Origin of the sequence: Burkholderia sp. Bp9140, assembly GCF_003853425.1 — a bacterium.
Lineage (GTDB): Bacteria > Pseudomonadota > Gammaproteobacteria > Burkholderiales > Burkholderiaceae > Burkholderia.
Genome location: NZ_QTPQ01000038.1, coordinates 19657 through 42455 on the forward strand (window position 1 = coordinate 19657; position 22799 = coordinate 42455).

22 protein-coding genes and 1 pseudogene are annotated in these 22799 nt (G+C 67.3%); 12 read left to right on the forward strand and 11 right to left on the reverse strand.

What is annotated here, in order from left to right:
- Positions 1 to 10: 10 nt before the first annotated feature.
- Positions 11 to 1189, reverse strand: coding sequence for a UbiH/UbiF family hydroxylase (locus tag DIE21_RS27775; RefSeq protein ID WP_124500682.1), 1179 nt, complete (start codon positions 1187 to 1189; stop codon positions 11 to 13).
- A 248-nt stretch (positions 1190 to 1437) separates the two neighbouring features.
- Here DIE21_RS27775 and ychF point away from each other — a divergent pair, with 248 nt between their 5' ends.
- Positions 1438 to 2532 (forward strand): redox-regulated ATPase YchF, encoded by a 1095-nt coding sequence (ychF, locus tag DIE21_RS27785; protein WP_124500684.1) that lies wholly within the window; start codon positions 1438 to 1440, stop codon positions 2530 to 2532.
- Between the two features lie 165 nt (positions 2533 to 2697).
- Here ychF and gabP read toward each other — a convergent pair whose 3' ends face one another.
- The 3 genes and pseudogenes from gabP to DIE21_RS27800 all read right to left on the reverse strand — a co-directional run bounded on the left by gabP (position 2698) and on the right by DIE21_RS27800 (position 5942).
- Positions 2698 to 4089, reverse strand: coding sequence for a GABA permease (gene gabP / locus DIE21_RS27790; RefSeq protein WP_124500685.1), 1392 nt, complete (start codon positions 4087 to 4089; stop codon positions 2698 to 2700).
- Between the two features lie 406 nt (positions 4090 to 4495).
- Positions 4496 to 4576, reverse strand: a pseudogene (locus tag DIE21_RS27795) (MmcQ/YjbR family DNA-binding protein); the annotation flags it as partial.
- A gap of 103 nt (positions 4577 to 4679) precedes the next feature.
- Positions 4680 to 5942, reverse strand: a complete 1263-nt coding sequence (locus DIE21_RS27800) for an MFS transporter (RefSeq protein WP_124500686.1) — start codon at positions 5940 to 5942, stop codon at positions 4680 to 4682.
- 203 nt (positions 5943 to 6145) lie between these two features.
- On the opposite strand from DIE21_RS27800, the gene gcvA reads away from it, so the two are divergent.
- The 3 genes from gcvA to ettA all read left to right on the forward strand — a co-directional run bounded on the left by gcvA (position 6146) and on the right by ettA (position 9334).
- Positions 6146 to 7063 carry a transcriptional regulator GcvA gene (gene gcvA / locus DIE21_RS27805; RefSeq protein WP_124500687.1) on the forward strand — a complete coding sequence of 306 codons (918 nt, stop codon included), beginning with the start codon at positions 6146 to 6148 and terminating at the stop codon, positions 7061 to 7063.
- Positions 7064 to 7170: 107 nt separating this feature from the next.
- Positions 7171 to 7479, forward strand: coding sequence for a DUF3761 domain-containing protein (locus DIE21_RS27810; protein WP_124500688.1), 309 nt, complete (start codon positions 7171 to 7173; stop codon positions 7477 to 7479).
- Positions 7480 to 7666: 187 nt separating this feature from the next.
- Positions 7667 to 9334: an energy-dependent translational throttle protein EttA gene (gene ettA / locus DIE21_RS27815; RefSeq protein WP_124500689.1), complete on the forward strand. Its 1668-nt coding sequence runs from the start codon at positions 7667 to 7669 to the stop codon at positions 9332 to 9334.
- Between the two features lie 125 nt (positions 9335 to 9459).
- On the opposite strand, the gene DIE21_RS27820 is transcribed toward ettA, so the two are convergent.
- The 4 genes from DIE21_RS27820 to DIE21_RS27835 form a co-directional block, all read right to left on the reverse strand.
- Positions 9460 to 10083 carry an HAD family hydrolase gene (locus tag DIE21_RS27820; protein ID WP_124500690.1) on the reverse strand — a complete coding sequence of 208 codons (624 nt, stop codon included), beginning with the start codon at positions 10081 to 10083 and terminating at the stop codon, positions 9460 to 9462.
- Positions 10080 to 10631: a cysteine hydrolase family protein gene (locus DIE21_RS27825; RefSeq protein WP_124500691.1), complete on the reverse strand. Its 552-nt coding sequence runs from the start codon at positions 10629 to 10631 to the stop codon at positions 10080 to 10082. The genes DIE21_RS27820 and DIE21_RS27825 overlap by 4 nt, the downstream gene beginning before the upstream one ends.
- A 62-nt stretch (positions 10632 to 10693) precedes the next feature.
- On the reverse strand, positions 10694 to 12508 hold the full coding sequence (locus tag DIE21_RS27830) for an aminopeptidase P family protein (protein ID WP_124500692.1): 1815 nt from the start codon (positions 12506 to 12508) through the stop codon (positions 10694 to 10696).
- 18 nt (positions 12509 to 12526) lie between these two features.
- Entirely contained in the window at positions 12527 to 12781 is a 255-nt protein-coding gene (locus DIE21_RS27835; protein ID WP_124500693.1) for a hypothetical protein, read from the reverse strand.
- 171 nt (positions 12782 to 12952) lie between these two features.
- Between DIE21_RS27835 and DIE21_RS27840 the strand changes: the two genes are divergently transcribed.
- From DIE21_RS27840 to DIE21_RS27870, 7 genes are all read left to right on the forward strand, one after another.
- The gene (locus DIE21_RS27840; protein WP_124500694.1) at positions 12953 to 13714 is read left to right on the forward strand and encodes a response regulator transcription factor; all 762 of its coding nucleotides are present in this window, start codon (positions 12953 to 12955) and stop codon (positions 13712 to 13714) included.
- Positions 13715 to 13740: 26 nt separating this feature from the next.
- Complete coding sequence (gene hemA, locus DIE21_RS27845; protein WP_124500695.1) at positions 13741 to 15039, forward strand: glutamyl-tRNA reductase; 1299 nt, start codon at positions 13741 to 13743, stop codon at positions 15037 to 15039.
- An 81-nt stretch (positions 15040 to 15120) separates the two neighbouring features.
- Complete coding sequence (prfA, locus tag DIE21_RS27850) at positions 15121 to 16203, forward strand: peptide chain release factor 1 (RefSeq protein ID WP_124500696.1); 1083 nt, start codon at positions 15121 to 15123, stop codon at positions 16201 to 16203.
- Between the two features lie 7 nt (positions 16204 to 16210).
- On the forward strand, positions 16211 to 17053 hold the full coding sequence (gene prmC, locus DIE21_RS27855; protein ID WP_124500697.1) for a peptide chain release factor N(5)-glutamine methyltransferase: 843 nt from the start codon (positions 16211 to 16213) through the stop codon (positions 17051 to 17053).
- Between the two features lie 67 nt (positions 17054 to 17120).
- Complete coding sequence (gene grxD, locus DIE21_RS27860) at positions 17121 to 17432, forward strand: Grx4 family monothiol glutaredoxin (RefSeq protein WP_011883132.1); 312 nt, start codon at positions 17121 to 17123, stop codon at positions 17430 to 17432.
- A 13-nt stretch (positions 17433 to 17445) separates the two neighbouring features.
- Positions 17446 to 18042 (forward strand): UbiX family flavin prenyltransferase, encoded by a 597-nt coding sequence (locus tag DIE21_RS27865; protein ID WP_124500698.1) that lies wholly within the window; start codon positions 17446 to 17448, stop codon positions 18040 to 18042.
- A 218-nt stretch (positions 18043 to 18260) separates the two neighbouring features.
- Positions 18261 to 19052: a class III extradiol ring-cleavage dioxygenase gene (locus tag DIE21_RS27870; protein WP_124500699.1), complete on the forward strand. Its 792-nt coding sequence runs from the start codon at positions 18261 to 18263 to the stop codon at positions 19050 to 19052.
- Between the two features lie 106 nt (positions 19053 to 19158).
- On the opposite strand, the gene DIE21_RS27875 is transcribed toward DIE21_RS27870, so the two are convergent.
- Positions 19159 to 20757: an APC family permease gene (locus DIE21_RS27875; protein WP_124500700.1), complete on the reverse strand. Its 1599-nt coding sequence runs from the start codon at positions 20755 to 20757 to the stop codon at positions 19159 to 19161.
- Between the two features lie 87 nt (positions 20758 to 20844).
- Positions 20845 to 21084 (reverse strand): hypothetical protein, encoded by a 240-nt coding sequence (locus tag DIE21_RS37360; protein WP_185642848.1) that lies wholly within the window; start codon positions 21082 to 21084, stop codon positions 20845 to 20847.
- Between the two features lie 92 nt (positions 21085 to 21176).
- Here DIE21_RS37360 and DIE21_RS27880 point away from each other — a divergent pair, with 92 nt between their 5' ends.
- Complete coding sequence (locus DIE21_RS27880; RefSeq protein WP_006477070.1) at positions 21177 to 21380, forward strand: cold-shock protein; 204 nt, start codon at positions 21177 to 21179, stop codon at positions 21378 to 21380.
- A 100-nt stretch (positions 21381 to 21480) separates the two neighbouring features.
- Here DIE21_RS27880 and DIE21_RS27885 read toward each other — a convergent pair whose 3' ends face one another.
- Positions 21481 to 22731 (reverse strand): Hsp70 family protein, encoded by a 1251-nt coding sequence (locus DIE21_RS27885; RefSeq protein WP_124500701.1) that lies wholly within the window; start codon positions 22729 to 22731, stop codon positions 21481 to 21483.
- Positions 22732 to 22799: the final 68 nt, after the last annotated feature.

Consider the following 22799-nt stretch of genomic DNA (forward strand, 5'->3'; position numbering starts at 1 on the left):
GAAGGTTCGATCAGCCGAGCGCGGCCGACACCAACCAGCGTTTCACGAGCGGCTGCGCGCCGACGAACGCCATGCCCGCGTTGCGCACCGCCTTCGCGAACGAGCCCGGCACCGCGAACAGCCGCTGCAGCCCGTCGGTCGCGACCATCAGCGCGCGGATGTCCTCGCGGCGCGAACGCTCGTAGCGACGCAGCAGCACCGTGTCGCCGAGGTTGCGGAAGCTCTCCTTGTTCGCGATCGCATCGGCGAGCGCCGCGACGTCGCGCAGCCCGAGGTTCATCCCCTGCCCCGCGAGCGGGTGGATCAGGTGCGCGGCATCGCCGACGAGCGCGACGCGCGGGGCGATCAGCCTGTCGACGGTCTGCAGCGCGAGCGGGAAACCCGCGGCGGGCGTCACGCATTCGAGCGTGCCGACCTGGCCGTGCGACACGCGCTCGACCTCGGCCGCGAGCTGCGCGGGATCGAGTGCGAGCAGTTCGTCCGCGTGCGCGGTGTGCGCGGACCACACGAGCGATACATGACCGTCCGGCAGCGGCAGCAGCGCGACGATCTCGCCGTCGCGGAACCATTGGCTGGCGGTCTCGCGGTGCGGGAGCGACGCCTTGAAGTTCGCGACCACGCCCGTCTGCCGGTAATCGCGCCGCTCGACCTTGGCCCCCATTTGAGCGCGCACCCATGAATGCGCGCCGTCCGCGCCGACCACGAGATCCGCTTCGAGCACTTGCCCCGACGACAGCGTGAGCACGGCCGCGTCGTCGCGCACGTCGAAGCCCTGCGCGCGCGCGTCGAACCACGTGAGGTTCGGCTGGAACCGCAGCGCGGCGTCGAGCGACGTCTCGATCAGCGACGATTCGGCGATCCACGCGAGTTGCGGCACGGAGGCCTGGTACGCGGAGAAATGCAGTTCCGCGTGCGCATCGCCGTACACGCGCATGTCGTAGACCGGCGCGAGCCGGCCATGGTCGAGCGCCTGCCAGACCCGCAGCCGCTCCAGCAATGCCTGCGAGCTGGACGACAGCGCGTAGATGCGCGTGTCGAACGCGAGATCGGCGGGGCGCGGCGTGGCCGGCTGGGCGAGCAAGGCAGTCTTGTAGCCGGACTGGGTCAGCGCGAGCGCGGCCGTCTTGCCGACGAGCCCGCCGCCGACCACGGCGACGTCGAAGGTGTGGTGGGCAGTCATGGCGGGCATTATAGCTGCGGGGCCAATCCCTTACGCGGCCGGACTTTGCGGGAAATCAGCAGAATCGCTGACGGGCCCGGCAGCGCGGCGGCCCGTCGCATCGGGCGTTCGGGGGAAGGCCGGAAACCGGGGCGCCGGCACGGTACAATAGCGCCTTTGAACGTCGGCCCGCCGCGCCCCAGGCGCCGGCCGTCCCTATTTTTCCCGCGCCGCCGCGCTTCGTCCGGCCGCGCCGCCTCACCCGTCCGAAGGATTCCATGAGCCTCAAATGCGGCATCGTCGGCTTGCCCAACGTCGGCAAGTCCACCCTGTTCAATGCGCTGACCAAGGCCGGCATCGCCGCCGAGAACTACCCGTTCTGCACGATCGAGCCGAACGTCGGCATCGTCGAAGTGCCTGACACGCGCCTGAAGGCGCTCGCCGAAATCATCACCCCGGAACGCATCGTGCCGGCCGTCGTCGAATTCGTCGACATCGCGGGCCTCGTAGCGGGCGCGAGCAAGGGCGAAGGCCTCGGCAACCAGTTCCTCGCGAACATCCGCGAAACCGATGCGATCACGCACGTCGTGCGCTGCTTCGAGGACGACAACGTCATCCACGTCGCCGGCAAGGTCAGCCCGATCGACGACATCGAAGTGATCAACACGGAACTCGCGCTCGCCGACCTCGGCACCGTCGAGAAGGCGCTCACGCGCTACTCGAAGGCCGCGAAGTCGGGCAACGACAAGGAAGCGGTCAAGCTCGCCGCGGTGCTCGAGAAGGTGCGCGCGCACCTCGACCAGGGCAAGGCCGTGCGCGGCCTCGATCTGTCGGACGACGAGCAGGCGCTGCTCAAGCCGTTCTGCCTGATCACCGCGAAGCCGGCGATGTACGTCGCGAACGTGAAGGACGACGGCTTCGAGAACAACCCGCACCTCGACGCGGTACGCAAGTACGCGGAAGCCGAGAACTCGCCGGTGGTCGCGGTGTGCGCGGCAATCGAGGCGGAAATCGCCGATCTCGACGATGCGGACAAGGAAGCGTTCCTCACCGACATGGGCATGGAAGAGCCGGGCCTCGACCGCGTGATCCGCGCGGGCTTCAAGCTGCTCGGCCTGCAGACCTACTTCACCGCGGGCGTGAAGGAAGTGCGCGCGTGGACGATCCACGTCGGCGACACGGCGCCGCAAGCGGCCGGCGTGATCCATACCGACTTCGAGCGCGGCTTCATTCGCGCGCAGACGATCGCCTTCGACGACTTCGTCACGTACAAGGGCGAACAGGGTGCGAAGGAAGCCGGCAAGATGCGCGCGGAAGGGAAGGAATATGTCGTGCACGACGGGGACGTGATGAACTTCCTGTTCAACGTTTGATACGTGCCTTGCCGATGCCGTGCGATACGCTCGGCATCGCATGATGCGCCGCTTGCGCGAAAAGCACATGGGCCGATTGGCAAACGCCAATCGGCCCATTTTTCATCACGGGACCTGCCCCGCCAGCCGAAGGCGAGCACCGCCCGCCTTCGGCTCGTCAGTCCATCACGTCGCCGAAACGCGCCGCCCCGCATGCGCCTGCGCATCGCGACCGCGCTTGTTCAGCCACGAGGCAAACAGCACGATCAGCGCGAGCACGGCCGTCGCCCCCACTTCCATCCGGTGTTCCTCGCTGACGAACATCACGGTCAGCGTGCCGCAGATGAACAGGATCACCGCCCACGTGAGCCACGGGAACAGCCACATCCGCAACGCGAGGTCGGCGCCGCCCGATTCGAGCGTCTTGCGCATGCGCAGCTGCGAGATCGCGATCACGAGATACACGAGCAGCGCGATCGCACCCGACGTTGCCAGCAGGAAGCCGAACACCTGCTCCGGCATCAGGTAGTTCGCGATCACGGTCAAGAAACCGAACGCGGTCGATGCGAGCACGGCCGCACGCGGCGTGCCGGTCGAGTCGGTGCCGTGCAGGAACGCGGGCGCGTCCTTGCGCCTGGACAGCGAGAACAGCATCCGCGATGCGGTGTACAGCGCGGAATTCAGGCAGCTCGCGACCGACACGAGCACGATCACGTCGATGATGGCCTTCGCGTTCGGAACGCCGATCAGCTCCATCGCGCGCTGGTACGAGCCGTGCTTCGGCAGCAGCGGATCGTTCCACGGCACGATGGCCGCGACGACGAGGATCGAGCCGAGATAGAACAGCGTGATGCGCCAGATGACGGAGTTCGTTGCGCGCACGATCTGGCGTTGCGGGTTGTCCGACTCGGCGGCCGCGATCGTCACGATCTCGGTGCCGAGGAACGAGAACATCGTCGTCAGCATCGCCGCGAGCACCGCGCCGGCGCCGTTCGGCATGAAGCCCTGGTGCACGAAGAGGTTCGACACGCCCGATACGGCCGGCGCGGGCACGATGCCGACGATCGCCGCGCCGCCGATGCAGAGGAACACGACGATCGCGACGACCTTGATCAGCGCGAACCAGAATTCGAATTCGCCGTAGTTCTTGACCGAGAAGAGGTTGGTGATCGTCAGCAGCAGCGTGATGCCGAGCGCGAAGATCCAGGTCGCGACACCGGGGAACCACGCATTGAGAATGGTCGCGGCGGCCGTCGCCTCGATCGGGATCACGAGCACCCAGAACCACCAGTACAGCCAGCCGATGGCGAAGCCGGCCCAGTGGCCGATCGCGCGATCGGCATAGGTCGAGAACGAACCGCTGTCCGGATGCGCGACGGCCATCTCGCCGAGCATGCGCATCACCAGCACGACCAGCACGCCCGCGATCGCATACGCAAGGATCGAAGCCGGACCGGCCTCCGCGATCGCGTGGCCGGAGCCGACGAACAAGCCCGCGCCGATGACGCCGGCAATCGACATCATCGTCACGTGACGCTGCTTCAGACCCGTGCCGAGGCCTGTGTTGCTTCCACTCATGTGTCTCTCTCCAAAAAACGGTTCCGGTACGACCGGGTGTCGCGTGAAGGCGGCGCGGGGAGTTGTCGTTGTTGAACCCGGCAGCCCGCCGCGCGTGCGCGGCATGCGGGCGGAACCGGATCGAGCCTGTTCCGGTCGGTGCGCGACGCAGTCTGCGAAGCTGCGAGTGCGATGCGGCGCTCAAGGATGCCGGCGCATCGCGTGCGCCCTTTCCGTCGGCTGTCGGTCAGCCGCCTTCGAAGCGAAGGAGTGTAAGCACCAAACGGTTCTTCACTAAGAACCAATTGAAGAATTTCGATGGGACCACTTGTTGCATCGATGCGAACCGATGCAACGCCTGGTCCGGTTCGGCGTCCGCTTGGGCGCCGCCGGATCGGGCGATTGAAGGCGATGCAGGCTCGCCCGGCATCGCGGGTGTGCCGTACGACGTACCCTCCTCGACACCGCGCCATGCCAGCGCGATCTGCCGAACTTCGTCGAATGTCACGATGCGCCTTCGCCCGTCGATGATCGACGCCCTGGACACCGTATCGGGAATCGTGGATGACGCCCGGCCGCGAGGCGTCTGGCCGCGCACCGGCGGCGCATGCCTAGCGGCCGGCCGCGCGCGCGGTCACCGGCGCGCGTCCGGTGGTGGCGACGATCGCGAACGCGATCGCATTGGCAACTGCGCTGGCAAGGATCGGCACGAGATAGCCGCCGCCCGCGTCGTAGATGAAACCGGCCGCCGCGGGCCCGATCAGCGTGCCGAACGCAACGCTCGTGTACAGCACGCCGATGATCGCGCTCACGTTGCGGCCGCCGAAGTAGTCCATCACGACGGCGGGCAGCACGGCGACCCAGCCGCCGTAGAACACGCCGAACACGAGTGCGAACGCGGCCAGCGTCGCGACGCCCCCGGCGCCGGCCCATGCAACGAGCGCGACGGCCATGCCCGCGAACATCGCGAGCAGCGACGCACGGCGGCCGAAGCGGTCGGCGAGGCCGCCGAGGAAGAAGCGCCCTGCCGTGCTGCCGACGCCGATCGCGCCGAGCAGCAGGACGGCCGTCGATGGCGCGACGCCGTGATCGAGCGCGTACGGCACAAGGTGCACGAACGGCACGAAGACGCCGAACGAGCACACGAGACACGCCGCGTAGAGGCTCGCGAACGGCCGCGACGTAACGGCCTCGCGCACGGTCGCACCGGCCGGTACCGATGAAGCGGCGCCGGGCGGCGCGGCGCCCGATTGCGTATGCGCCACATCGCCGTCGGGCAACAAGCCGCGTCCGCGCGGATCGTTCTCGATCAGCAGCGACATGCCCGCGCCCATCACCAACGCGAGCGCCGCGAGCGTGACATACGCGCCGCGCCAGCCGACGTGCGCGATCAGCGCCGACGCGAGCGGCGGCATCACGAGCGTGCCGACGCCGATCCCCGCAACCGCGAGCCCCGACGCGAAGCCGCGCCGCCGCACGAACCAGCGTTGCACGGCGCCGACGGCCGGCACATACGCGCAGCCGACGCCGAAGCCGACACCGAGCCCGTACGCGACATAGACCTGCAGCAGCGTATGCGCGGCACCGGCCGCCGCGAGACCGGCGGCCGTCAGCAACATGCCGGTGACGGCGAGCCGCCGGGAGCCGAAGCGATCGGCAAGCGGGCCGCTGACGATGCCGAAGCCGAAATACAGGAAGCCGGCCAGCGAGAACACGAGCGAGATCTGCCCGCGCGAGGCGGCGAAATCCCGCTGCAGCGATTCGACGAATGCGCTGAACGTGTACGCACTGCCGAATCCGACGAACGTGACGGCGAACGCGGCCGCCACCACATACCAGCCGTAGAAGACGCGCGATGCGCGCGGGCAGCTCATGACGATGCTCCTCTCCGGTTCCGCCGGACGCCGCGCGGTGCCCGGATTGCCTCATGGATATAGTTGAACTATGTTGATCGCAGCGACCGCTGCAAGACGGCCGCGACGAATGCGATCCAATGCCATCCGTTGCGGTAACGGTACTCGCGCGTACGCGTCGCCTCAAACGATATTTCGTCGGCCTTTCACTTTAGAAAAACTGAATGAACCGTTCCCGTCTGCCGCCTCTCAACGCGCTGCGTGCGTTCGAGGCGGCCGCCCGCCACCTGTCGGTGAAGTCTGCAGCGGAAGAGTTGTCGGTCACGCCCGGCGCGGTGAGCCAGATGATCCGCACGCTCGAGACCCACCTCGGCGTACAGCTGTTCGAGCGCGTGAACCGCGGCATCCTGCTGACCGCCGCGGGCCGCGACTACCTGCCGCCCGTGCGCAACGCGTTCCGGCAGATCGCCGATGCATCGCAGCGCGTGTCGGGCACCGCCGACAGCGGCGTGCTGACGGTGAGCGTCACGCCGTTTTTCGCGTCCGCGTGGCTCGTGCCGCGCCTCGCGCAGTTCCGTGACGCGTGCCCGGACGTCGACCTGCAGATCGTCGCGAGCCACGCACTCGCCGACTTCTCGCGCGACGGCGTCGACGTCGCGATCCGCCACGGCCTCGGCCGCTACATCGGGCTGTGCAGCGAACGGCTGCTGACGGTGGAGATCGTCGCGCTTGCAGCGCCGGCACTCGTCGCACGGCTGGGCCTGCCGGCCACGCCCGCCGACCTGGCCGGATGGCCGCATCTGCACGACGCCGAGCGCAAGGGCTGGCACATCTGGTTCGACTCGCAGCGGATCGACGATTTCGGTCCGCCGCGCGGCCCCGCGTTCGACGATTCCGGCCTGTTGCTGCAGGCGATCCTCGCCGGCCAGGGCGCCGGCCTGCTGCCGGCGGCGATGGTACGCAACGAACTCGCGAGCGGCCGGCTCGTGCAGCTTGCCGACGTCGCCTGGCTCGACGACTTCGCGTACTACCTCGTCTATCCGCCGCATCATGCGGAGCGCGCGAAAGTCGCGGCATTCCGCCGATGGATTCTCGACGCCGCGCAGGCCGACGGCGCGGCATCGATGACCGGCGCGGCGTAGCCTCGCCGCACCGCAGGGCAGCGGCACCGATCTTCAGCCGATCGGCTAACATGCGGCCCGGGACGTCGACCCGCGATCGACAGCAGATAACAACATCCGGAGAGACCATGCCTGCCCTGCTCCGCCGCACGACGCGCATCGCGACCCTGTCGGCCGCGCTGTTCGTTGCGTGCGCCGCCCTGCCGCCTCCGGTGCACGCGTATCGCGCGTCGCCCGGCTACGGCAACGAAGCCGACCTCGACCGGCACGACACGTACCGCAATCGCGACGGCGACACCGTCCATGCGCCGGCCCATTCGAAATCGGGCCGCGTGCCCGAGGGCGCGAGCGCGCGCTGCCGCGACGGCACGTACAGCTTCAGCCGCCATCGGCGCGGCACCTGCTCGGGGCACGGCGGCGTCGCCGCGTGGCTGTGAACGCGGGTCGGCCGAATGGCCTGCGCGGTGCCAGCGGCAGCCGGCGGCGAAGTACAATACGCGCTCGCGCCGCCAACCCGCGGCGACACTGCCGCGCCCGCGCGGCACGCTCCGTACCGAATCACCCGACGCCACGCACGCCCATGCGCTGCGCAGCAGTCTCAACCACTTCTGACTTTCACACCAAATGGCCCAATACGTTTTCACGATGAACCGGGTCGGCAAGATCGTGCCGCCCAAGCGCCAGATCCTGAAGGACATCTCGCTGTCGTTCTTTCCCGGCGCGAAGATCGGCGTGCTCGGCCTGAACGGCTCGGGCAAGTCGACGCTGATCCGCATCATGGCGGGTGTCGACAAGGACATCGAAGGCGAAGCGACGCCGATGCCGAACCTGAACATCGGCTACCTGCCGCAGGAACCGCAGCTCGACCCGACGAAGACGGTGCGCGAAGCCGTCGAGGACGGCCTCGGCGACCTGTTCCAGGCGAACAAGAAGCTTGAGGAAATCTACGCCGCGTATGCGGAACCGGACGCCGACTTCGACGCGCTCGCCGCCGAGCAGGCGAAATACGAAGCGATCCTCGCGTCGAGCGACGGCGGCAGCCCCGAGCAGCAGCTCGAAGTGGCCGCCGACGCGCTGCGCCTGCCGGCGTGGGACGCGAAGATCGAGCACCTGTCGGGCGGCGAAAAGCGCCGCGTCGCACTGTGCAAGCTGCTGCTCGAAAAGCCCGACATGCTGCTGCTCGACGAGCCGACCAACCACCTCGACGCCGAATCGGTCGACTGGCTCGAGCAGTTCCTGGTGCGCTTCCCGGGCACCGTCGTCGCCGTCACGCACGATCGCTACTTCCTCGACAATGCAGCCGAGTGGATCCTCGAACTCGACCGCGGCCACGGCATTCCGTGGAAGGGCAACTACAGCAGCTGGCTCGACCAGAAGGAAGAGCGCCTGAAGCAGGAAGAAGCGTCGGAATCGGCACGCCAGAAGGCGATCAAGAAGGAACTGGAGTGGGTGCGCCAGAACCCGAAGGGCCGCCAGGCGAAGTCGAAGGCGCGTATCGCGCGTTTCGAGGAGCTGAACAGCCAGGAATACCAGAAGCGCAACGAAACGCAGGAAATCTTCATTCCGGTCGGCGACCGCCTCGGCAATGAAGTGATCGAGTTCAAGAACGTCAGCAAGTCGTTCGGCGACCGCCTGCTGATCGACAACCTGAACTTCAAGATCCCGGCCGGCGCGATCGTCGGCATCATCGGCCCGAACGGCGCCGGCAAGTCGACGCTGTTCAAGATGCTGACCGGCAAGGAACAGCCGGATTCGGGCGAAGTCGTGATGGGCCCGACCGTGAAGCTCGCGTACGTCGACCAGAGCCGCGACGCGCTCGACGGCTCGAAGACGGTGTTCGAGGAAATCTCGGGCGGCGCCGACGTGCTGACGGTCGGCAAGTACGAAACGCCGTCGCGTGCGTACATCGGCCGCTTCAACTTCAAGGGCGGCGACCAGCAGAAGATCGTCGGCAACCTGTCCGGCGGCGAACGCGGCCGCCTGCACCTCGCGAAGACACTGATCTCCGGCGGCAACGTGCTGCTGCTCGACGAACCGTCGAACGACCTCGACGTCGAAACGCTGCGTGCCCTGGAAGACGCGCTGCTGGAGTTCGCGGGTTCGGTGATGGTGATCTCGCACGATCGCTGGTTCCTCGACCGGATCGCGACGCACATCCTCGCGTTCGAAGGCGATTCGCAGGTCACGTTCTTCGACGGCAACTACCAGGAATACGAAGCCGACAAGCGTGCACGCCTCGGCGAGGAAGCCGCGAAGCCGAAGCGCCTGCGCTACAAGCCGATCAGCCGCTGAACGTTGCGGCCCGGGCATCCGGCAATGCGGTGCCGGATGCCGAAAGCGGCAGCTTCCGGATCGGCAAAATGAAAAAGCGGGCTCGATGGCCCGCTTTTTTTATCTGACAGCGATTCGGCAGCCGCCTACGCGAGCGCGCCCAGTTCGCGCAAGCGCGCCTCGGTCACCGCCGCGCTCGTGTGATGAATGCCGTGCCAGCCGAGCGCCGTCGCGGCCGCGGCGTTGTTCGCGTTGTCGTCGATGAACACGAGTTCATGCGGCGCGATGCCCGGCAGATGCGGATCGATCCGCGCATGCATTTCGCGGTAGATCGCCGGATCGGGTTTCACGAGCTTCACGCGGCCCGACACGACGATCTCCTTGAAGCGCCGCAGCACCGCGAAGTTGTCCCATGCGTACGGAAAGGTCTGCGCGGACCAGTTGGTCAACCCGAAGAGCGGCATCCCCTGCGCGTCGAGCCGGTCGACGAGCGCAACGCCTTCGTCGAGCACGCCGCCGATCATCTCGTGCCAGCGCGTGTAGAACGCGCGGATCAGCGCCTCGTGCTCCGGAAACTTCGCGACGAGCTCGCGCGTTCCCTCGTCGATCGTCTGCCCGCCGTCCTGGCGGATCACCCAGTCCATCGCGCACACGTGCGTGAGGAACCAGCGGCGCTCGGCTTCATCCGGAATCAGTTGCCGGTACAGGTACTCGGGGCTCCAGTCGATCAGCACGCCGCCGAAATCGAACACCACCGCCTTGATCGTCATGCGAACTCCGTGGCGAGCACGTCGGCGAGCGGACGCGGCGTCACCGCATTGCCCGACAGCGTGTTGTTTTCCCAGACGAAGTGATGGTGCGCGACGATCTGCGCGGCCGACAGGTGCGTGCGCTCGTTCGTCGTGTGCAGGTCGGAAACGACGGTCGTCCGGTAGCCGAGCAGTGCCGCGCGGCGCGCGGCCGAATCGACGCAGAACTCGGTCGCATAGCCGCAGATCAGCACCGAAAGGATGCCGCGCCCGTCGAGTTGCGCGGCGAGCGGCGTGTCGTGGAACGAATCGCTCATCTGCTTGCGGATGCGCCAGTCGGCGCGGCCGACGATCAGCGCCTCATGCAGTTCCCAGCCGGGCGTGCCGGGCACGATGTCGTCGTCCGCATCGCCGTCGTGCTGCACGAAGCATACGGGCGCGTTCGCCGCGCGCGCCGCCGCCGTCAGCCGGTTGATGCCGGACACGACGTCGTCGAGCCGGTACGCGGGCCGCGCCCGCTGCACCAGCCCACGCTGCATGTCGATCACGATCACTGCGGTATCTGCCATCGCTTGCCCTCTCGGTCATGGTCCGGCCGTCATGCGGCCGGTTTCGCGCTTTGCGCGTTGCGTCAGATCGGCTGCGTCCGCGCGTCGAGCCACGCCTTCGCGTCGCCGCTCACGTGCCGGCCGACACGCTCGCGCACGGTCGCGTGATACGCGTTCAGCCACGCGCGCTCTTCTTCATGCAGCATCTCGATCAGCACGCAGCGGGTGTCGATCGGGCACAACGTGAGCGTCTCGAATGCGAGGAAGTCGCCGAACTCGGTCTGTCCGCCCGCGCGGTTCACGACCAGGTTCTCGATCCGGATGCCCCATTTGCCGGGCCGGTACACGCCCGGCTCGATCGACGTGATCATCCCCTCTTCCATCGCCGTGTACGGCTCGGCCGGTGCGTAGTGCGAGATGACCTGCGGGCCCTCGTGCACGTTCAGGAAGTAACCGACACCGTGGCCGGTGCCGTGGCCGTAGTCGAGCCCCGCCGCCCACATCGGCGCGCGCGCGATCGCATCGAGCATCGGCGAGCGGATGCCGCGCGGAAAGCGCGCGCGCGACAGCGCCATCATCGACTTCAGCACGATCGTGAAATCGCGGCGCTGCAGGTCGCCGATCGTGCCGACCGGCACGACACGCGTGATGTCGGTGGTGCCGGTCGTGTACTGGCCGCCCGAATCGATCAGCAGCAGGCCGTCGCCGGCGATCGTCGCGTGCGACTCGGGCGTCGCGTGGTAATGCGGCATCGCACCGTTCGCATTGAAGCCGGCGATCGTCGCAAAGCTCGCCGACACATAGCCGGGGCGCCGTGCACGCGCGGCGGTGAGCTTTTCCTCGATCGTCAGCTCGGTGATCGTCTCGCGGTTCACTGCCTGCTCGAACCACGCGAAGAATTCGGCGAGCGCGGCGCCGTCGTGCTCCATCGTCACGCGCACGTGCTCGATCTCGGCGGACGTCTTGCGCGACTTCGCGAACGTCGACGGGTTCACGGCCTCGACCAGCTTCACGCCGGCCGGCACGGCCTCGAGCGTGCCGAAGGTCACGCGGCGCGGATCGATCAGCAGCGTCGCGTCGTCGGGCAGCGCCGCGAGCGATGCGCGCGCGGCGTCGTACGCGCGGACCTCGACGCCGTCCCGCGCGAGCGACGCGGCCAGTGCCGGCGACACCTTGCCGTCGGCGACGAACAGCGTCGCGCGATCGGCGCCGATCATCGCGTGCGCGACGAACACGGGATTGAAGTTGACGTCGGCGCCGCGCAGGTTGAACAGCCACGCGAGATCGTCGAGCGTCGACACGAAATGCCATTGCGCGCCCTGCGCGTGCATCGCGCGGCGCACTTCGGCGAGCTTGCTCGCGCGCGTCGCGTCGGCCTGCGGCGCCACGTGCTCGAACACCGCGTCGCCCGGCAGCCCCGGGCGCTCCGGCCAGATCGCGTCGAGCAGGTCGAGATCGGTGCGCAGCGCGATGCCGCGCGCGCTCAGCGCGGCCGTCAGCGCGCGTGCCGCCGCGACACCGAGCACGGCGCCGTCGACGCCGACCGTCACACCGGCCAGCACGTTCTGCGCGAGCCAGTCGACGTGCGGCGCGCTCTGCTGCCCGCCCGTCATCTTCATCAGCTGGACGCCCGTGCCGGCGAGTTCGGCCTCGGCCTGCACCCAGTAACGGCTGTCGACCCACAAGCCCGCGAAATCCGCGGTCACGACCAGCGTGCCGACCGAGCCCGTGAAACCGGACAGCCAGCGGCGCGCCTGCCAGCGTTCGGGCAGATACTCGGACAGGTGAGGATCGGCGGACGGCACGAGATAGGCGGCCAGGTCCTCGCGGACCATCGCGCCGCGCAGCAGCGCGAGGCGTGCCGGCACCGGCGAGACTTCGGGGAGACGGGCATTCATGATTTCACCTGAGAGCTTTCAGCGACGGGCCGACAGGGCGACCGTCACGGCTACGGCGAGGAACGCGACAGCGGTGCAGACCGGCCATTCGAGCGTTTCGCCATCGTAAAACAGTCCGGAGAGGTTGCCGGCCATGCGCGCGGCGGCGGCGCCTGCGATACCGACCAGCACCACGATCCACCATGCCGGCCGGCCCGTGCGCCGCATCGGATGCAGCCACCGGCCGAACAGCCCGACAGACGCTCCCAGGACAAGAATTCCAAACCAGTTCATTCGACGCCTTCTATAAATTCAGATTCGTCCCATAGGCGTGAACGTTGCCAGCGGCTAGCATCGATTCATCCATCGAACCCGAGACCAGCCGGGCGCCGCGAACATTCGAGTGTAGGGGCCGTCCCGACGTTATGGCAAGCGCGCACCGGCAGCCGTATTGAAGAAATCCTCATGCGAATCGCCCTGATCGATCCGGAGGCGCGTCATGCTGCGCTCCTGAACCGCCTGCTCTTCGCCGGCGGTCATGTGTGCCACGCGTTTCCGTCCAGCGCGGCGTTCTTCGAGTGGCTCGCCACCGATACCTGCGACATGCTGATCACCGGCAACTGGGCCGGCGACCAGCCGGCCGAGGAAGTCATTCCGCGGGCGCAGGCGATCCTGCCCGGGCTGCCGGCCATCGCCGTGATGCAGCTGCCGCGCGAAAGCGAAGTCGTGTCGTGCCTGCACGCGGGCGCCGACGACTGTCTCGTGCGCCCGGTGAGCGGGCCCGAGCTGCTCGCACGGGTCAATGCGCTGAGCCGGCGCGCCGGAGTCCGGCGGCCGCCGAATCGCTCGCGCGAAATGTATGGAGAATACGCATTCGATGCGACCCACAGCCTCGTGCGCTTCGGCGACGCGGTCGTCGCGCTCACGCCGAAGGAGTTCCGCTTCGCGCAGCTGCTGTTCGCGAACCTGTCCCGGCCCGTGTCGCGCGCTCATATCCTCGAAACCGTTTGGGCCCGCCGCCGCGACATGAAGTCGCGCACGCTCGACACCCACGCGTCGCGGCTGCGCAGCAAGCTGCAGCTGCTTCCGGAGCGTGGCTACCGGCTTCTGCCGCTCTACGGCTACGGCTATCAGCTCGACCGCGTGCCGATCGAGCCCCCGAATTCGAGGCCACGCCACGCTGATGCCCGGTATGCAGCGAGTGAGGAAATCGCTGAAACGCTATAATATGGGGCTAAACGATAGCCCTCGATATGCAACTCCTCACGATCGGAATCAATCACCACACTGCGCCTGTCGCCCTGCGCGAACGCGTGGCGTTTCCGCTCGAGCAAATCAAGCCGGCTCTCGTCACGTTCAAGAACGTATTCCTCGGCCCCCAGGCGCCCAATGCGCCCGAAGCGGCGATCCTCTCGACCTGCAACCGCACCGAACTCTACTGCGCGACCGACGATCGGGCCGCGCGCGAGGGGGCAATTCGCTGGCTGTCGGAGTACCACCAGATTCCGGTCGACGAACTCGCGCCGCACGTCTATGCGCTGCCACAGTCGGAAGCGGTCCGGCACGCATTCCGCGTCGCGTCGGGCCTCGATTCGATGGTACTCGGCGAAACACAGATTCTGGGCCAGATGAAGGACGCCGTGCGCACCGCGACGGAAGCCGGCGCGCTCGGCACCTATCTGAACCAGCTGTTCCAGCGCACGTTCGCCGTCGCGAAGGAAGTGCGCGGCACGACCGAGATCGGCGCGCAGTCAGTGTCGATGGCCGCCGCAGCGGTGCGTCTCGCGCAGCGCATCTTCGAAAAGGTGTCGGATCAGCGTGTGCTGTTCATCGGCGCCGGCGAGATGATCGAGCTGTGCGCGACGCACTTCGCCGCGCAGAGCCCACGCGAACTCGTCATCGCGAACCGCACGGCCGAACGCGGCCAGCGGCTCGCCGAACGCTTCAACGGCCACGCGATGCCGCTGTCGGACCTGCCGGCCCGGATGCACGAGTTCGACATCATCGTGTCGTGCACCGCGTCCACGCTGCCGATCATCGGCCTCGGCGCGGTCGAGCGCGCGGTGAAGGCGCGCCGCCACCGGCCGATCTTCATGGTCGACCTCGCGGTGCCGCGCGACATCGAGCCGGAAGTCGGCAAGCTGAAGGACATATTCCTCTACACCGTCGACGATCTCGGCGCGATCGTGCGCGAAGGCAACGCATCGCGCCAGGCCGCGGTCGCGCAGGCCGAGACGATCATCGAGACGCGTGTACAGAATTTCATGCAATGGCTCGACACGCGCAGCGTCGTGCCGGTGATCCGTCACATGCATACGCAGGCCGACGCGCTGCGCCGCGCGGAAGTCGAGAAGGCGCAGAAGCTGCTCGCGCGCGGCGACGATCCGGCCGCCGTCCTCGAAGCGCTGTCGCAGGCGCTCACCAACAAGCTGATCCACGGCCCGACGAGCGCGCTCAACCGCGTGAACGGCACCGACCGCGATTCGCTGATCGACATGATGCGCGGCTTCTACCAGCACGCGCCGCGCTCGAACGACCAGTCCGGCCACTAGCGCCGGCCGGTTGCCCTGCCGCCGGCCGCGAGCCGGCCTATCCTTTCCGAATACCCTTGCCCGGGAGCGCCGCTCCACACCATGAAGACGAGCATGCAACGCAAGCTCGACCAGCTGTCTATCCGGCTGGCCGAACTGAACGACCTGCTGAGCCGCGAAAACGTCACGGCCGATCTCGACCAGTACCGCAAGCTGACGCGCGAACACGCGGAACTCGGCCCGGTCGTCGAGCAGTACGCGCTGTGGCGCCAGTCGCGCAGCGACGAGACGGCCGCGCAGGAGTTGGTCTCCGATGCATCGATGCGCGATTTCGCCGAAGACGAGATTCGCAGCGCACGTGAGCGCATGATCCGTCTGGAAGGCGAGTTGCAGAAGATGCTGCTGCCGAAGGACCCGAACGACGACCGCAACATCTTCCTCGAAATTCGCGCGGGCACCGGCGGCGACGAATCGGCGCTGTTCGCGGGCGACCTGCTGCGCATGTACCTGCGCTTCGCGGAACGCCGGCGCTGGCAGGTCGAGATGATGTCGGAAAGCCCGTCGGATCTCGGCGGCTACAAGGAAGTGATCGTGCGGATCGCGGGCCAGGGCGCGTACTCGCGCCTGAAGTTCGAATCGGGCGGCCATCGCGTGCAGCGCGTGCCGGCAACCGAGACGCAGGGGCGCATCCACACGTCCGCCTGCACGGTCGCCGTGATGCCGGAAGCCGACGAGATCGGCGAGGTCGAGATCAACCCGGCCGACCTGCGGATCGACACGTTCCGCGCGTCGGGCGCGGGCGGCCAGCACATCAACAAGACCGACTCGGCGGTGCGCGTCACGCACATCCCGACCGGGATCGTCGTGGAGTGCCAGGACGACCGTTCGCAGCACAAGAACAAGGATCGCGCGCTGAAGGTGCTCGCCGCGCGGATCAAGGACAAGCAGTATCACGAGCAGCACGCGAAGGAAGCGGCGACGCGCAAGAGCCTGATCGGTTCCGGCGACCGCTCGGAACGGATCCGCACGTACAACTTCCCGCAGGGCCGGATGACCGACCACCGGATCAACCTGACGCTGTACCGGCTCGAGGCGCTGATGGACGGCGATCTCGACGAACTGATCAGCGCGCTCGTCAGCGAGCACCAGGCCGAACTGCTCGCGTCGCTCGGCGACACCGACTGAGGCCGCGATGCCCGACACCACCGCCGACGACCTGCTGCGCGCATCGCCGCTCGACCCGGTCGATGCACGCGTGCTGCTCGCGTACGCGCTCGGCTGGACCCGAACGCAACTCATCACGCGCGGCGACGCCCCGCTCGAGCCCGCCGCGATCGAGCGCTTCCGCGCACTCGAAGCGCGCCGCGTGGCCGGCGAGCCGGTCGCGCAGCTCGTCGGGATGCGCGAGTTCTTCGGCCGGCCGTTCGACGTGACGCCCGACGTGCTGATCCCGCGCCCGGAAACCGAGCTGCTCGTCGAAGCCGCGCTCGACGCGATCGACGGACGGCCGCATCCGGCCGTGCTCGATCTCGGCACCGGCAGCGGCGCGATCGCCGTGTCGATCGCGGCGGAACGGCCTGACGCACGCGTTTGGGCGCTCGACCGTTCATCGGCCGCGCTCGACGTCGCGCAGCGCAACGCGGACAAGCTGCTCGACGCGCGCCGCCCCGGCGGCCCGCTGCACTGGCTGCAGAGCGACTGGTACGCCGCGCTCGACCCGGCGCTCGCGTTCGACACGATCGTCAGCAACCCGCCGTACATCGCACGGCACGATCCGCACCTCGCGCAGGGCGACCTGCGCTTCGAGCCGCGCGGCGCGCTCACCGACGACGCCGACGGCCTGAGCGCGATCCGCACGATCGTCGCGGGCGCCGGCGCCTACCTGAAACCGGGCGGCACGCTCTGGATCGAGCACGGCTACGACCAGGCCGAAGCGGTCCGCGCGCTGCTCGTATCGCGCGGCTTCGTCGCGGTCGAATCGCTCACCGATCTGGCCGCGATCGAACGCACGACAGGCGGCCGCCGGCCCGGCTGATGGCCGGCCCGCCCGGTTGAAATCCGCTATCATTTCGTTCCAACGCCCCGCAAACGCAAGGTCAGTCATGGACACCCAACAACGTATCAAGCAAATCGTCGACGAAAACCAGGTCGTGCTCTTCATGAAGGGCAACGCGCAATTCCCGATGTGCGGCTTCTCCGGCCGCGCCGTGCAGGTGCTGAAAGCCTGCGGCGTCGACCAGTTCAAGACGGTCAACGTGCTCGAGGACGACGAAATCCGCCAGGGCATCAAGGAATTCTCGAACTGGCCGACCATCCCGCAGCTGTACGTGAAGGGCGAATTCATCGGCGGCTCGGACATCATGATGGAGATGTACCAGTCCGGCGAACTGCAGCAACTGTTCGCCGCCGCGTAACGCCCCCTCCCCGATGGCATCCCCCAGCGCGCCGCCGCGCCGGCTGATCGTCGCGATCACCGGCGCCACCGGCGCGGTCTACGGCGTGCGGCTGCTCGAATTGCTGCGCGCCGCCGGCGGCGTCGAAACGCATCTGCTGGTTTCGAACGCCGGCTGGCTCAATATCCAGCATGAACTGAAGCTGTCGAAGGCCGAGGTCGAAAGGCGGGCGGATGTCGTGCATTCGGTGCGCGATGTCGGCGCGACGATCGCATCGGGTTCATTCGCAACCGACGGGATGGTGATCGCACCCTGCTCGATGAAGACGCTCGCGAGCGTCGCGCACGGGCTGTCGGACAACCTGATCACGCGCGCGGCCGACGTCACGCTGAAGGAACGCCGCCGTCTCGTGCTGATGGTGCGCGAAACGCCGTTCAACCTCGCGCATCTGCGCAACATGACCGCCGTGACCGAAATGGGCGGCATCGTGTTTCCGCCGCTGCCCGCGTTCTACGCAATGCCGAAGACGATCGAGGAACTCGTCGACCAGACCGTCACGCGCGTGCTCGACCTGTTCGCGCTCAGTGCGCCGATGACGACGCCGTGGGCCGGCATCCGGCCCGCGCAGTAAGCCGTTCGACGCGACGCATCCGCTCGGTTCTTCACGCATCTTCGTCGATTCAGCCGCCTTCCGGCTCGATCCACTCCTCTCAAGCTCCACCTGCTCTCGCGCACGCGGAACCTGCCGCATTATCAACCAGCGAGATTCAATCAAATTCCACGCAGCCGGTTTATCAACGCGCGGTGCGCGCCTATAGTCACAGGCAAACCCTTTTGCAGGCTCCCACCATGAACCGCTTGCCCTCGCTTTACCTGTCCCACGGCGCGCCGACGCTGCCGATCGACCCGACGCTGCCGTCCGGCGCGTTCACGCACCTCGGTGCCGAATTGCCGCGCCCGCGCGCGGTGCTGATGTTGTCCGCGCACTGGGGCACGCAGCAGCCGGTCGCGAGCGTGGCCGCACACCCGGAAACGATCCACGACTTCTACGGCTTCCCGCGCGCGCTGTACGAGATCCGCTATCCGGTACCGGGCGCGCCCGAGGTCGCCGAACGGGCGGCGGCGCTGCTGAACGCAGCCGGCATCGCGACCGCGACGACCGAGCACGGCCTCGACCACGGCGCGTGGGTGCCGATGCTGCTGATGTTTCCGGAAGCCGACGTGCCGATCGCGCAGTTGTCGATCCAGCCGCGCGCGGATGCGGCCCATCACTTCGCGCTCGGCCGTGCGCTGCGGCCGCTGCGCGACGAAGGTGTGATGGTGATCGGCTCGGGCCAGATCACGCACAACCTGCGCGCGGCCGATTTCGGCGCGGCGCCCGAGGATGCGGACCCGCGCGTCGCCGAATTCACCGGCTGGTTCGAGGCGAAGCTCGCCGCGCGCGACGTCGATGCACTGCTCGACTATCGCCGGCAGGCGCCGCACGCCGCACTGATGCATCCGACCGACGAACATCTGCTGCCGGTGTTCACCGCGCTCGGTGCGGCCGACGACGACTATCGGCTCGGCATCCAGTCGCTCGGCACGTACCAACGCGTGCTCGCGATGACGAACTACGTGTTCGCGAGCGCGGCCGCCTGAGTCGCGCGGCACAACCGGCGACCACAAACAAGAAGCCCGCCCGAGCATCGCTCGGGCGGGCTTCTCGTGCTTTCCGCCACCGCCGATTCCGGTGGCAGGTCAGGCGTCAGGCACCGACCCGTTCGAGGATCTCTTCGTGCGACTCGCGCTCGTCGAGATACGTGGTCCGGTAGCCCGTGTTCACGCCCCAGAAGTAGAACACCAGCGAGATTGCCGCGACGATCAGCATGTCCCAGCCGTACGGCAGCACGCCGTGACCGCCGAACTCCTTGCTGCCGATGAGCGACAGCACGGCCATCGTCGGCAGGTACGCAACCAGCCACCATGCGGCCTTCAGGTCGGCGCTCCAGCCGGTCCAGCCGGCCTTGGCCTGGAAGAAGAAGTACACCGGCAGCGCGACGATCATCAGCAGGATGATTTCGCCGGTCAGCGGCCACTTCGCCCAGTACAGGATCAGCGACGCGCAGACGAACGCGAACGGTGCGATGAGCTTCATCAGCGGGATCGACAGCGGACGCTCGATGTCGGTCGCCGCGCGGCGCAGCGCCATCAGGCTGATCGGGCCGGTCAGGTACGAGATCACCGTCGCGACCGAGATCACCGCCGCGAGCGAGCTCCAGCCGCGGAAGAAGAACAGGAAGATGAACGACACGAGCAGGTTGAACCACATCGCCTGGCGCGGCACGCCGTAGATCGGGTGCACGTTGCCGAACATCTTCGGCATCGTGTTGTTGCGCTCCATCGCGTAGATCATGCGGGTGGTCGTCGCCATGTAGGTCGTACCGGTGCCGCTCGGGCTGATGAATGCGTCAACGTACAGCAGGATCGCCAGCCAGTTCAGGTTCAGCGCGATCGCGAGTTCCGCGAACGGCGACGAGAAGTTGAAGTGCGCCCAGCCCTTCGCGACGTCGGCCGGATTCACCGAGCCGATGTACGCCATCTGCAGCAGCACGTAGATCACGAGCGCGAGCAGGATCGACGTGATCACCGCGAACGGCACGCTGCGCGACGGATCGCGCGCTTCACCGGCCAGGTTCACCGGACTCTGGAAGCCGTTGAACGCGAACACGATGCCGCTCGTCGCGACCGCGGTCAGCACGGCCGACCAGCCGTACGGCGCAAAGCTCGCATTCGATGCGGTGCCGAGGTTCTCCGAGTGAAAGCTCGTCAGCATCAGGCCGAGGATCGTGAGACCGGGAATCAGGAACTTGAAGATCGTGATCGCGGTGTTCGCCCGCGCGAAGGCCTTGACGCCCCAGTAGTTCAGCAGGAAGTAGATGACGACCAGCACGGCCGACAGCAGCAGGCCCGGTGTCGTCAGCTCGCCGTTGACGAACAGCGCGTGCGCCCACGGATACGGCCACGTGCTCATGTACTGGATCGACGCTTCCGCCTCGATCGGGATCACCGATACGATCGCGATCCAGTTCGCCCACGCGCTGATGAAGCCCACCAGCGAACCGTGCGAGTAACGTGCGTAGCGCACCATGCCGCCCGACTCGGGGAACATCGCGCCCAGCTCGGCATACGTCAGCGCAATCGCGAGAATGACGACCGCACCGATGATCCATGCGCAGATCGCCGCCGGACCGGCGATCTTCGCGGCCTTCCAGGCGCCGAACAGCCAGCCCGAGCCGATAATCGAACCCAGCCCCGTCAGCATCAGTGCAAACGGGCCGATGTTCCGTTGAATAGAACTCTTCACATCCTCTCCTGTGTCTCAAAAAGCGGGTCGGCCTGCGGTCCGGGATCGGCTCGGACAGCACCGCGCACGCCATTTTGGGGGGACGGATCACCCGATCGGAGCAACCCGTCCAGCGGCGCGTAGTTTAACGGGTTGCACCTGCAAGTTGGCGCCAAAATCGTTCAGCCCCTGCAAAAAATTCGCGCCATTTGCAAGGTTTGTAAACATGAACCCCGCAATAACCCTGAGTGCATGGAAATCCGGTTGACCGCGCGAGCGATTAGCCGTATAAACGACGTTGCAGGATTTCAAGCGGCGAGTGAATTGGTTCTTTCGTAGTTCGCCCATCAACGGTACTCCGGTTGGTCCTATTACCCCCTTCCTTGATTTTCCGCACCCATGGGCCTCGGCCCCGTTTTATCTTTTTAGGAACAAGTAACATGGCAACCGGTACCGTCAAGTGGTTCAATGACGCAAAGGGCTTCGGCTTCATCACCCCGGAAGGCGGCGGCGACGATCTGTTCGCGCACTTCTCGGAAATCCGCGTCGAAGGTTTCAAGACGCTGCAAGAAAACCAGAAGGTTGAATTCGAAGTGAAGACGGGCCCGAAGGGTCTGCAAGCTGCGAACATCCGTCCGGTCTAAGTTCGGCGCGATATTTCGTGTAAAAAAGCCCCGCTTCGGCGGGGCTTTTTGTTTGTCGGCGCGGCAGCCATGCGCCGCCGCCCGTCCGGATAACCTTCGTTCAGCCGAACAGCCGCTGCGCGTGAATGCCGAGCCCCGTCGCGACGCTCGCGAGGCGATCGCCGAACACCGGCTGCGCGTCCGGGAATGCGCCGGCGAGCGCACCCGACAGGAACGCGAGCCCGGTCGAGCCGCCGGTGAAATACAGCGCGCCGACGTCGCGCGGCGCGACGCCCGCCAGCCGCACCGTTTCGCGCGCGGCGTCGACGATGCGCGCGGTGTCGTCGACGCTCGCATCGACGAGGCGCTCGGCGTCGAACGCGATCTGCAGATCCTCTTCCACGTCGTTCAGGTCGATCATCGTCTCCCCGCCCGCCGCAACGCCGATCTTCGCCTCTTCCGCACGTGCCATCAGCGCATGTCCGAGCCGCTGCTCGACCACGCGCGTGAGCCGGTCGTACTGCCGCACGTCCTGGTACAGGTGCTTCATCAGCTTGAGCTCGCCCAGCCGCTTCGGCGTGTAGACCGTGTTGATCAGGTGCCAGGTCGCCAGGTCGAAGTAGATCCGGTTCGGCAGCTCACGGCCCTCGGGATCGAGCGAGCGATAGCCGAACGCCGGCAGGATCGCCGCCAGTTCGACGCGGCGGTCGTAATCGGTGCCGGCGACATGCACGCCGTGGTGCGCGAGCACGTCGTCCTTGCGCTCGAGGCGCGCCATCCGCTCCGGCCCGACGCGCACCAGCGAGAAGTCCGACGTACCGCCGCCGATATCGGCGACCAGCACGAGCCGTTCGGCCTGCTGGCGCGACTCGTAGTCGAACGCGGCCGCGATCGGTTCGTACTGGAAATGGACGTCGGTGAAACCGACCGACTGCGCGGCCGCTTCGAGCTGGTCCTGTGCGAGGCGGTCGGCACGCGGATCGTCGTCGACGAAGAACACCGGCCGGCCGAGCACCGCGCGGGCGATCGGCGCGCCGGCGCGCGCTTCGGCCTTGCACTTCAGGTGCGTCAGGAAGCGCGCGATGATCTCCGTGTACGCCATCGCGCTGCCGTCGCCGAGATCGGTCGTGGTTTCCGCGAGCGGCGAGCCGAGGATGCTCTTCATCGAGCGCATCAGCCGGCCGTCGAAACCGTCGATATAGGACGCAAGCGCCGCGCGGCCGAATTCGACCGTCTCCTCGTCGTTATTGAAGAAGATCGCGGTGGGCAGCGTCAGGTGGTCGCCCTCGACGGGCGCGAGGCGCATGCCGTCGCCGCCGGGCAGCGCCACGGCGGAATTGGACGTGCCGAAATCGATCGCGCAGTAAGTCATGGGAAGGTGCCGCAGCATGGCCGGCGCGAAAACGGAAAGGACGGGCTTTTTAACATGAAGCCCGTCGG

What these genes read in the sequence shown, in the direction of transcription:
- DIE21_RS27775 (WP_124500682.1), bottom strand. Translation starts at nt 1,189, where the DNA reads ATGCCCGCCATGACTGCCCACCACACCTTCGACGTCGCCGTGGTCGGC.
- ychF (WP_124500684.1), top strand. Translation starts at nt 1,438, where the DNA reads ATGAGCCTCAAATGCGGCATCGTCGGCTTGCCCAACGTCGGCAAGTCC.
- gabP (WP_124500685.1), bottom strand. Translation starts at nt 4,089, where the DNA reads ATGAGTGGAAGCAACACAGGCCTCGGCACGGGTCTGAAGCAGCGTCAC.
- DIE21_RS27800 (WP_124500686.1), bottom strand. Translation starts at nt 5,942, where the DNA reads ATGAGCTGCCCGCGCGCATCGCGCGTCTTCTACGGCTGGTATGTGGTG.
- gcvA (WP_124500687.1), top strand. Translation starts at nt 6,146, where the DNA reads ATGAACCGTTCCCGTCTGCCGCCTCTCAACGCGCTGCGTGCGTTCGAG.
- DIE21_RS27810 (WP_124500688.1), top strand. Translation starts at nt 7,171, where the DNA reads ATGCCTGCCCTGCTCCGCCGCACGACGCGCATCGCGACCCTGTCGGCC.
- ettA (WP_124500689.1), top strand. Translation starts at nt 7,667, where the DNA reads ATGGCCCAATACGTTTTCACGATGAACCGGGTCGGCAAGATCGTGCCG.
- DIE21_RS27820 (WP_124500690.1), bottom strand. Translation starts at nt 10,083, where the DNA reads ATGACGATCAAGGCGGTGGTGTTCGATTTCGGCGGCGTGCTGATCGAC.
- DIE21_RS27825 (WP_124500691.1), bottom strand. Translation starts at nt 10,631, where the DNA reads ATGGCAGATACCGCAGTGATCGTGATCGACATGCAGCGTGGGCTGGTG.
- DIE21_RS27830 (WP_124500692.1), bottom strand. Translation starts at nt 12,508, where the DNA reads ATGAATGCCCGTCTCCCCGAAGTCTCGCCGGTGCCGGCACGCCTCGCG.
- DIE21_RS27835 (WP_124500693.1), bottom strand. Translation starts at nt 12,781, where the DNA reads ATGAACTGGTTTGGAATTCTTGTCCTGGGAGCGTCTGTCGGGCTGTTC.
- DIE21_RS27840 (WP_124500694.1), top strand. Translation starts at nt 12,953, where the DNA reads ATGCGAATCGCCCTGATCGATCCGGAGGCGCGTCATGCTGCGCTCCTG.
- hemA (WP_124500695.1), top strand. Translation starts at nt 13,741, where the DNA reads ATGCAACTCCTCACGATCGGAATCAATCACCACACTGCGCCTGTCGCC.
- prfA (WP_124500696.1), top strand. Translation starts at nt 15,121, where the DNA reads ATGAAGACGAGCATGCAACGCAAGCTCGACCAGCTGTCTATCCGGCTG.
- prmC (WP_124500697.1), top strand. Translation starts at nt 16,211, where the DNA reads ATGCCCGACACCACCGCCGACGACCTGCTGCGCGCATCGCCGCTCGAC.
- grxD (WP_011883132.1), top strand. Translation starts at nt 17,121, where the DNA reads ATGGACACCCAACAACGTATCAAGCAAATCGTCGACGAAAACCAGGTC.
- DIE21_RS27865 (WP_124500698.1), top strand. Translation starts at nt 17,446, where the DNA reads ATGGCATCCCCCAGCGCGCCGCCGCGCCGGCTGATCGTCGCGATCACC.
- DIE21_RS27870 (WP_124500699.1), top strand. Translation starts at nt 18,261, where the DNA reads ATGAACCGCTTGCCCTCGCTTTACCTGTCCCACGGCGCGCCGACGCTG.
- DIE21_RS37360 (WP_185642848.1), bottom strand. Translation starts at nt 21,084, where the DNA reads ATGGGCGAACTACGAAAGAACCAATTCACTCGCCGCTTGAAATCCTGC.
- DIE21_RS27880 (WP_006477070.1), top strand. Translation starts at nt 21,177, where the DNA reads ATGGCAACCGGTACCGTCAAGTGGTTCAATGACGCAAAGGGCTTCGGC.
- DIE21_RS27885 (WP_124500701.1), bottom strand. Translation starts at nt 22,731, where the DNA reads ATGACTTACTGCGCGATCGATTTCGGCACGTCCAATTCCGCCGTGGCG.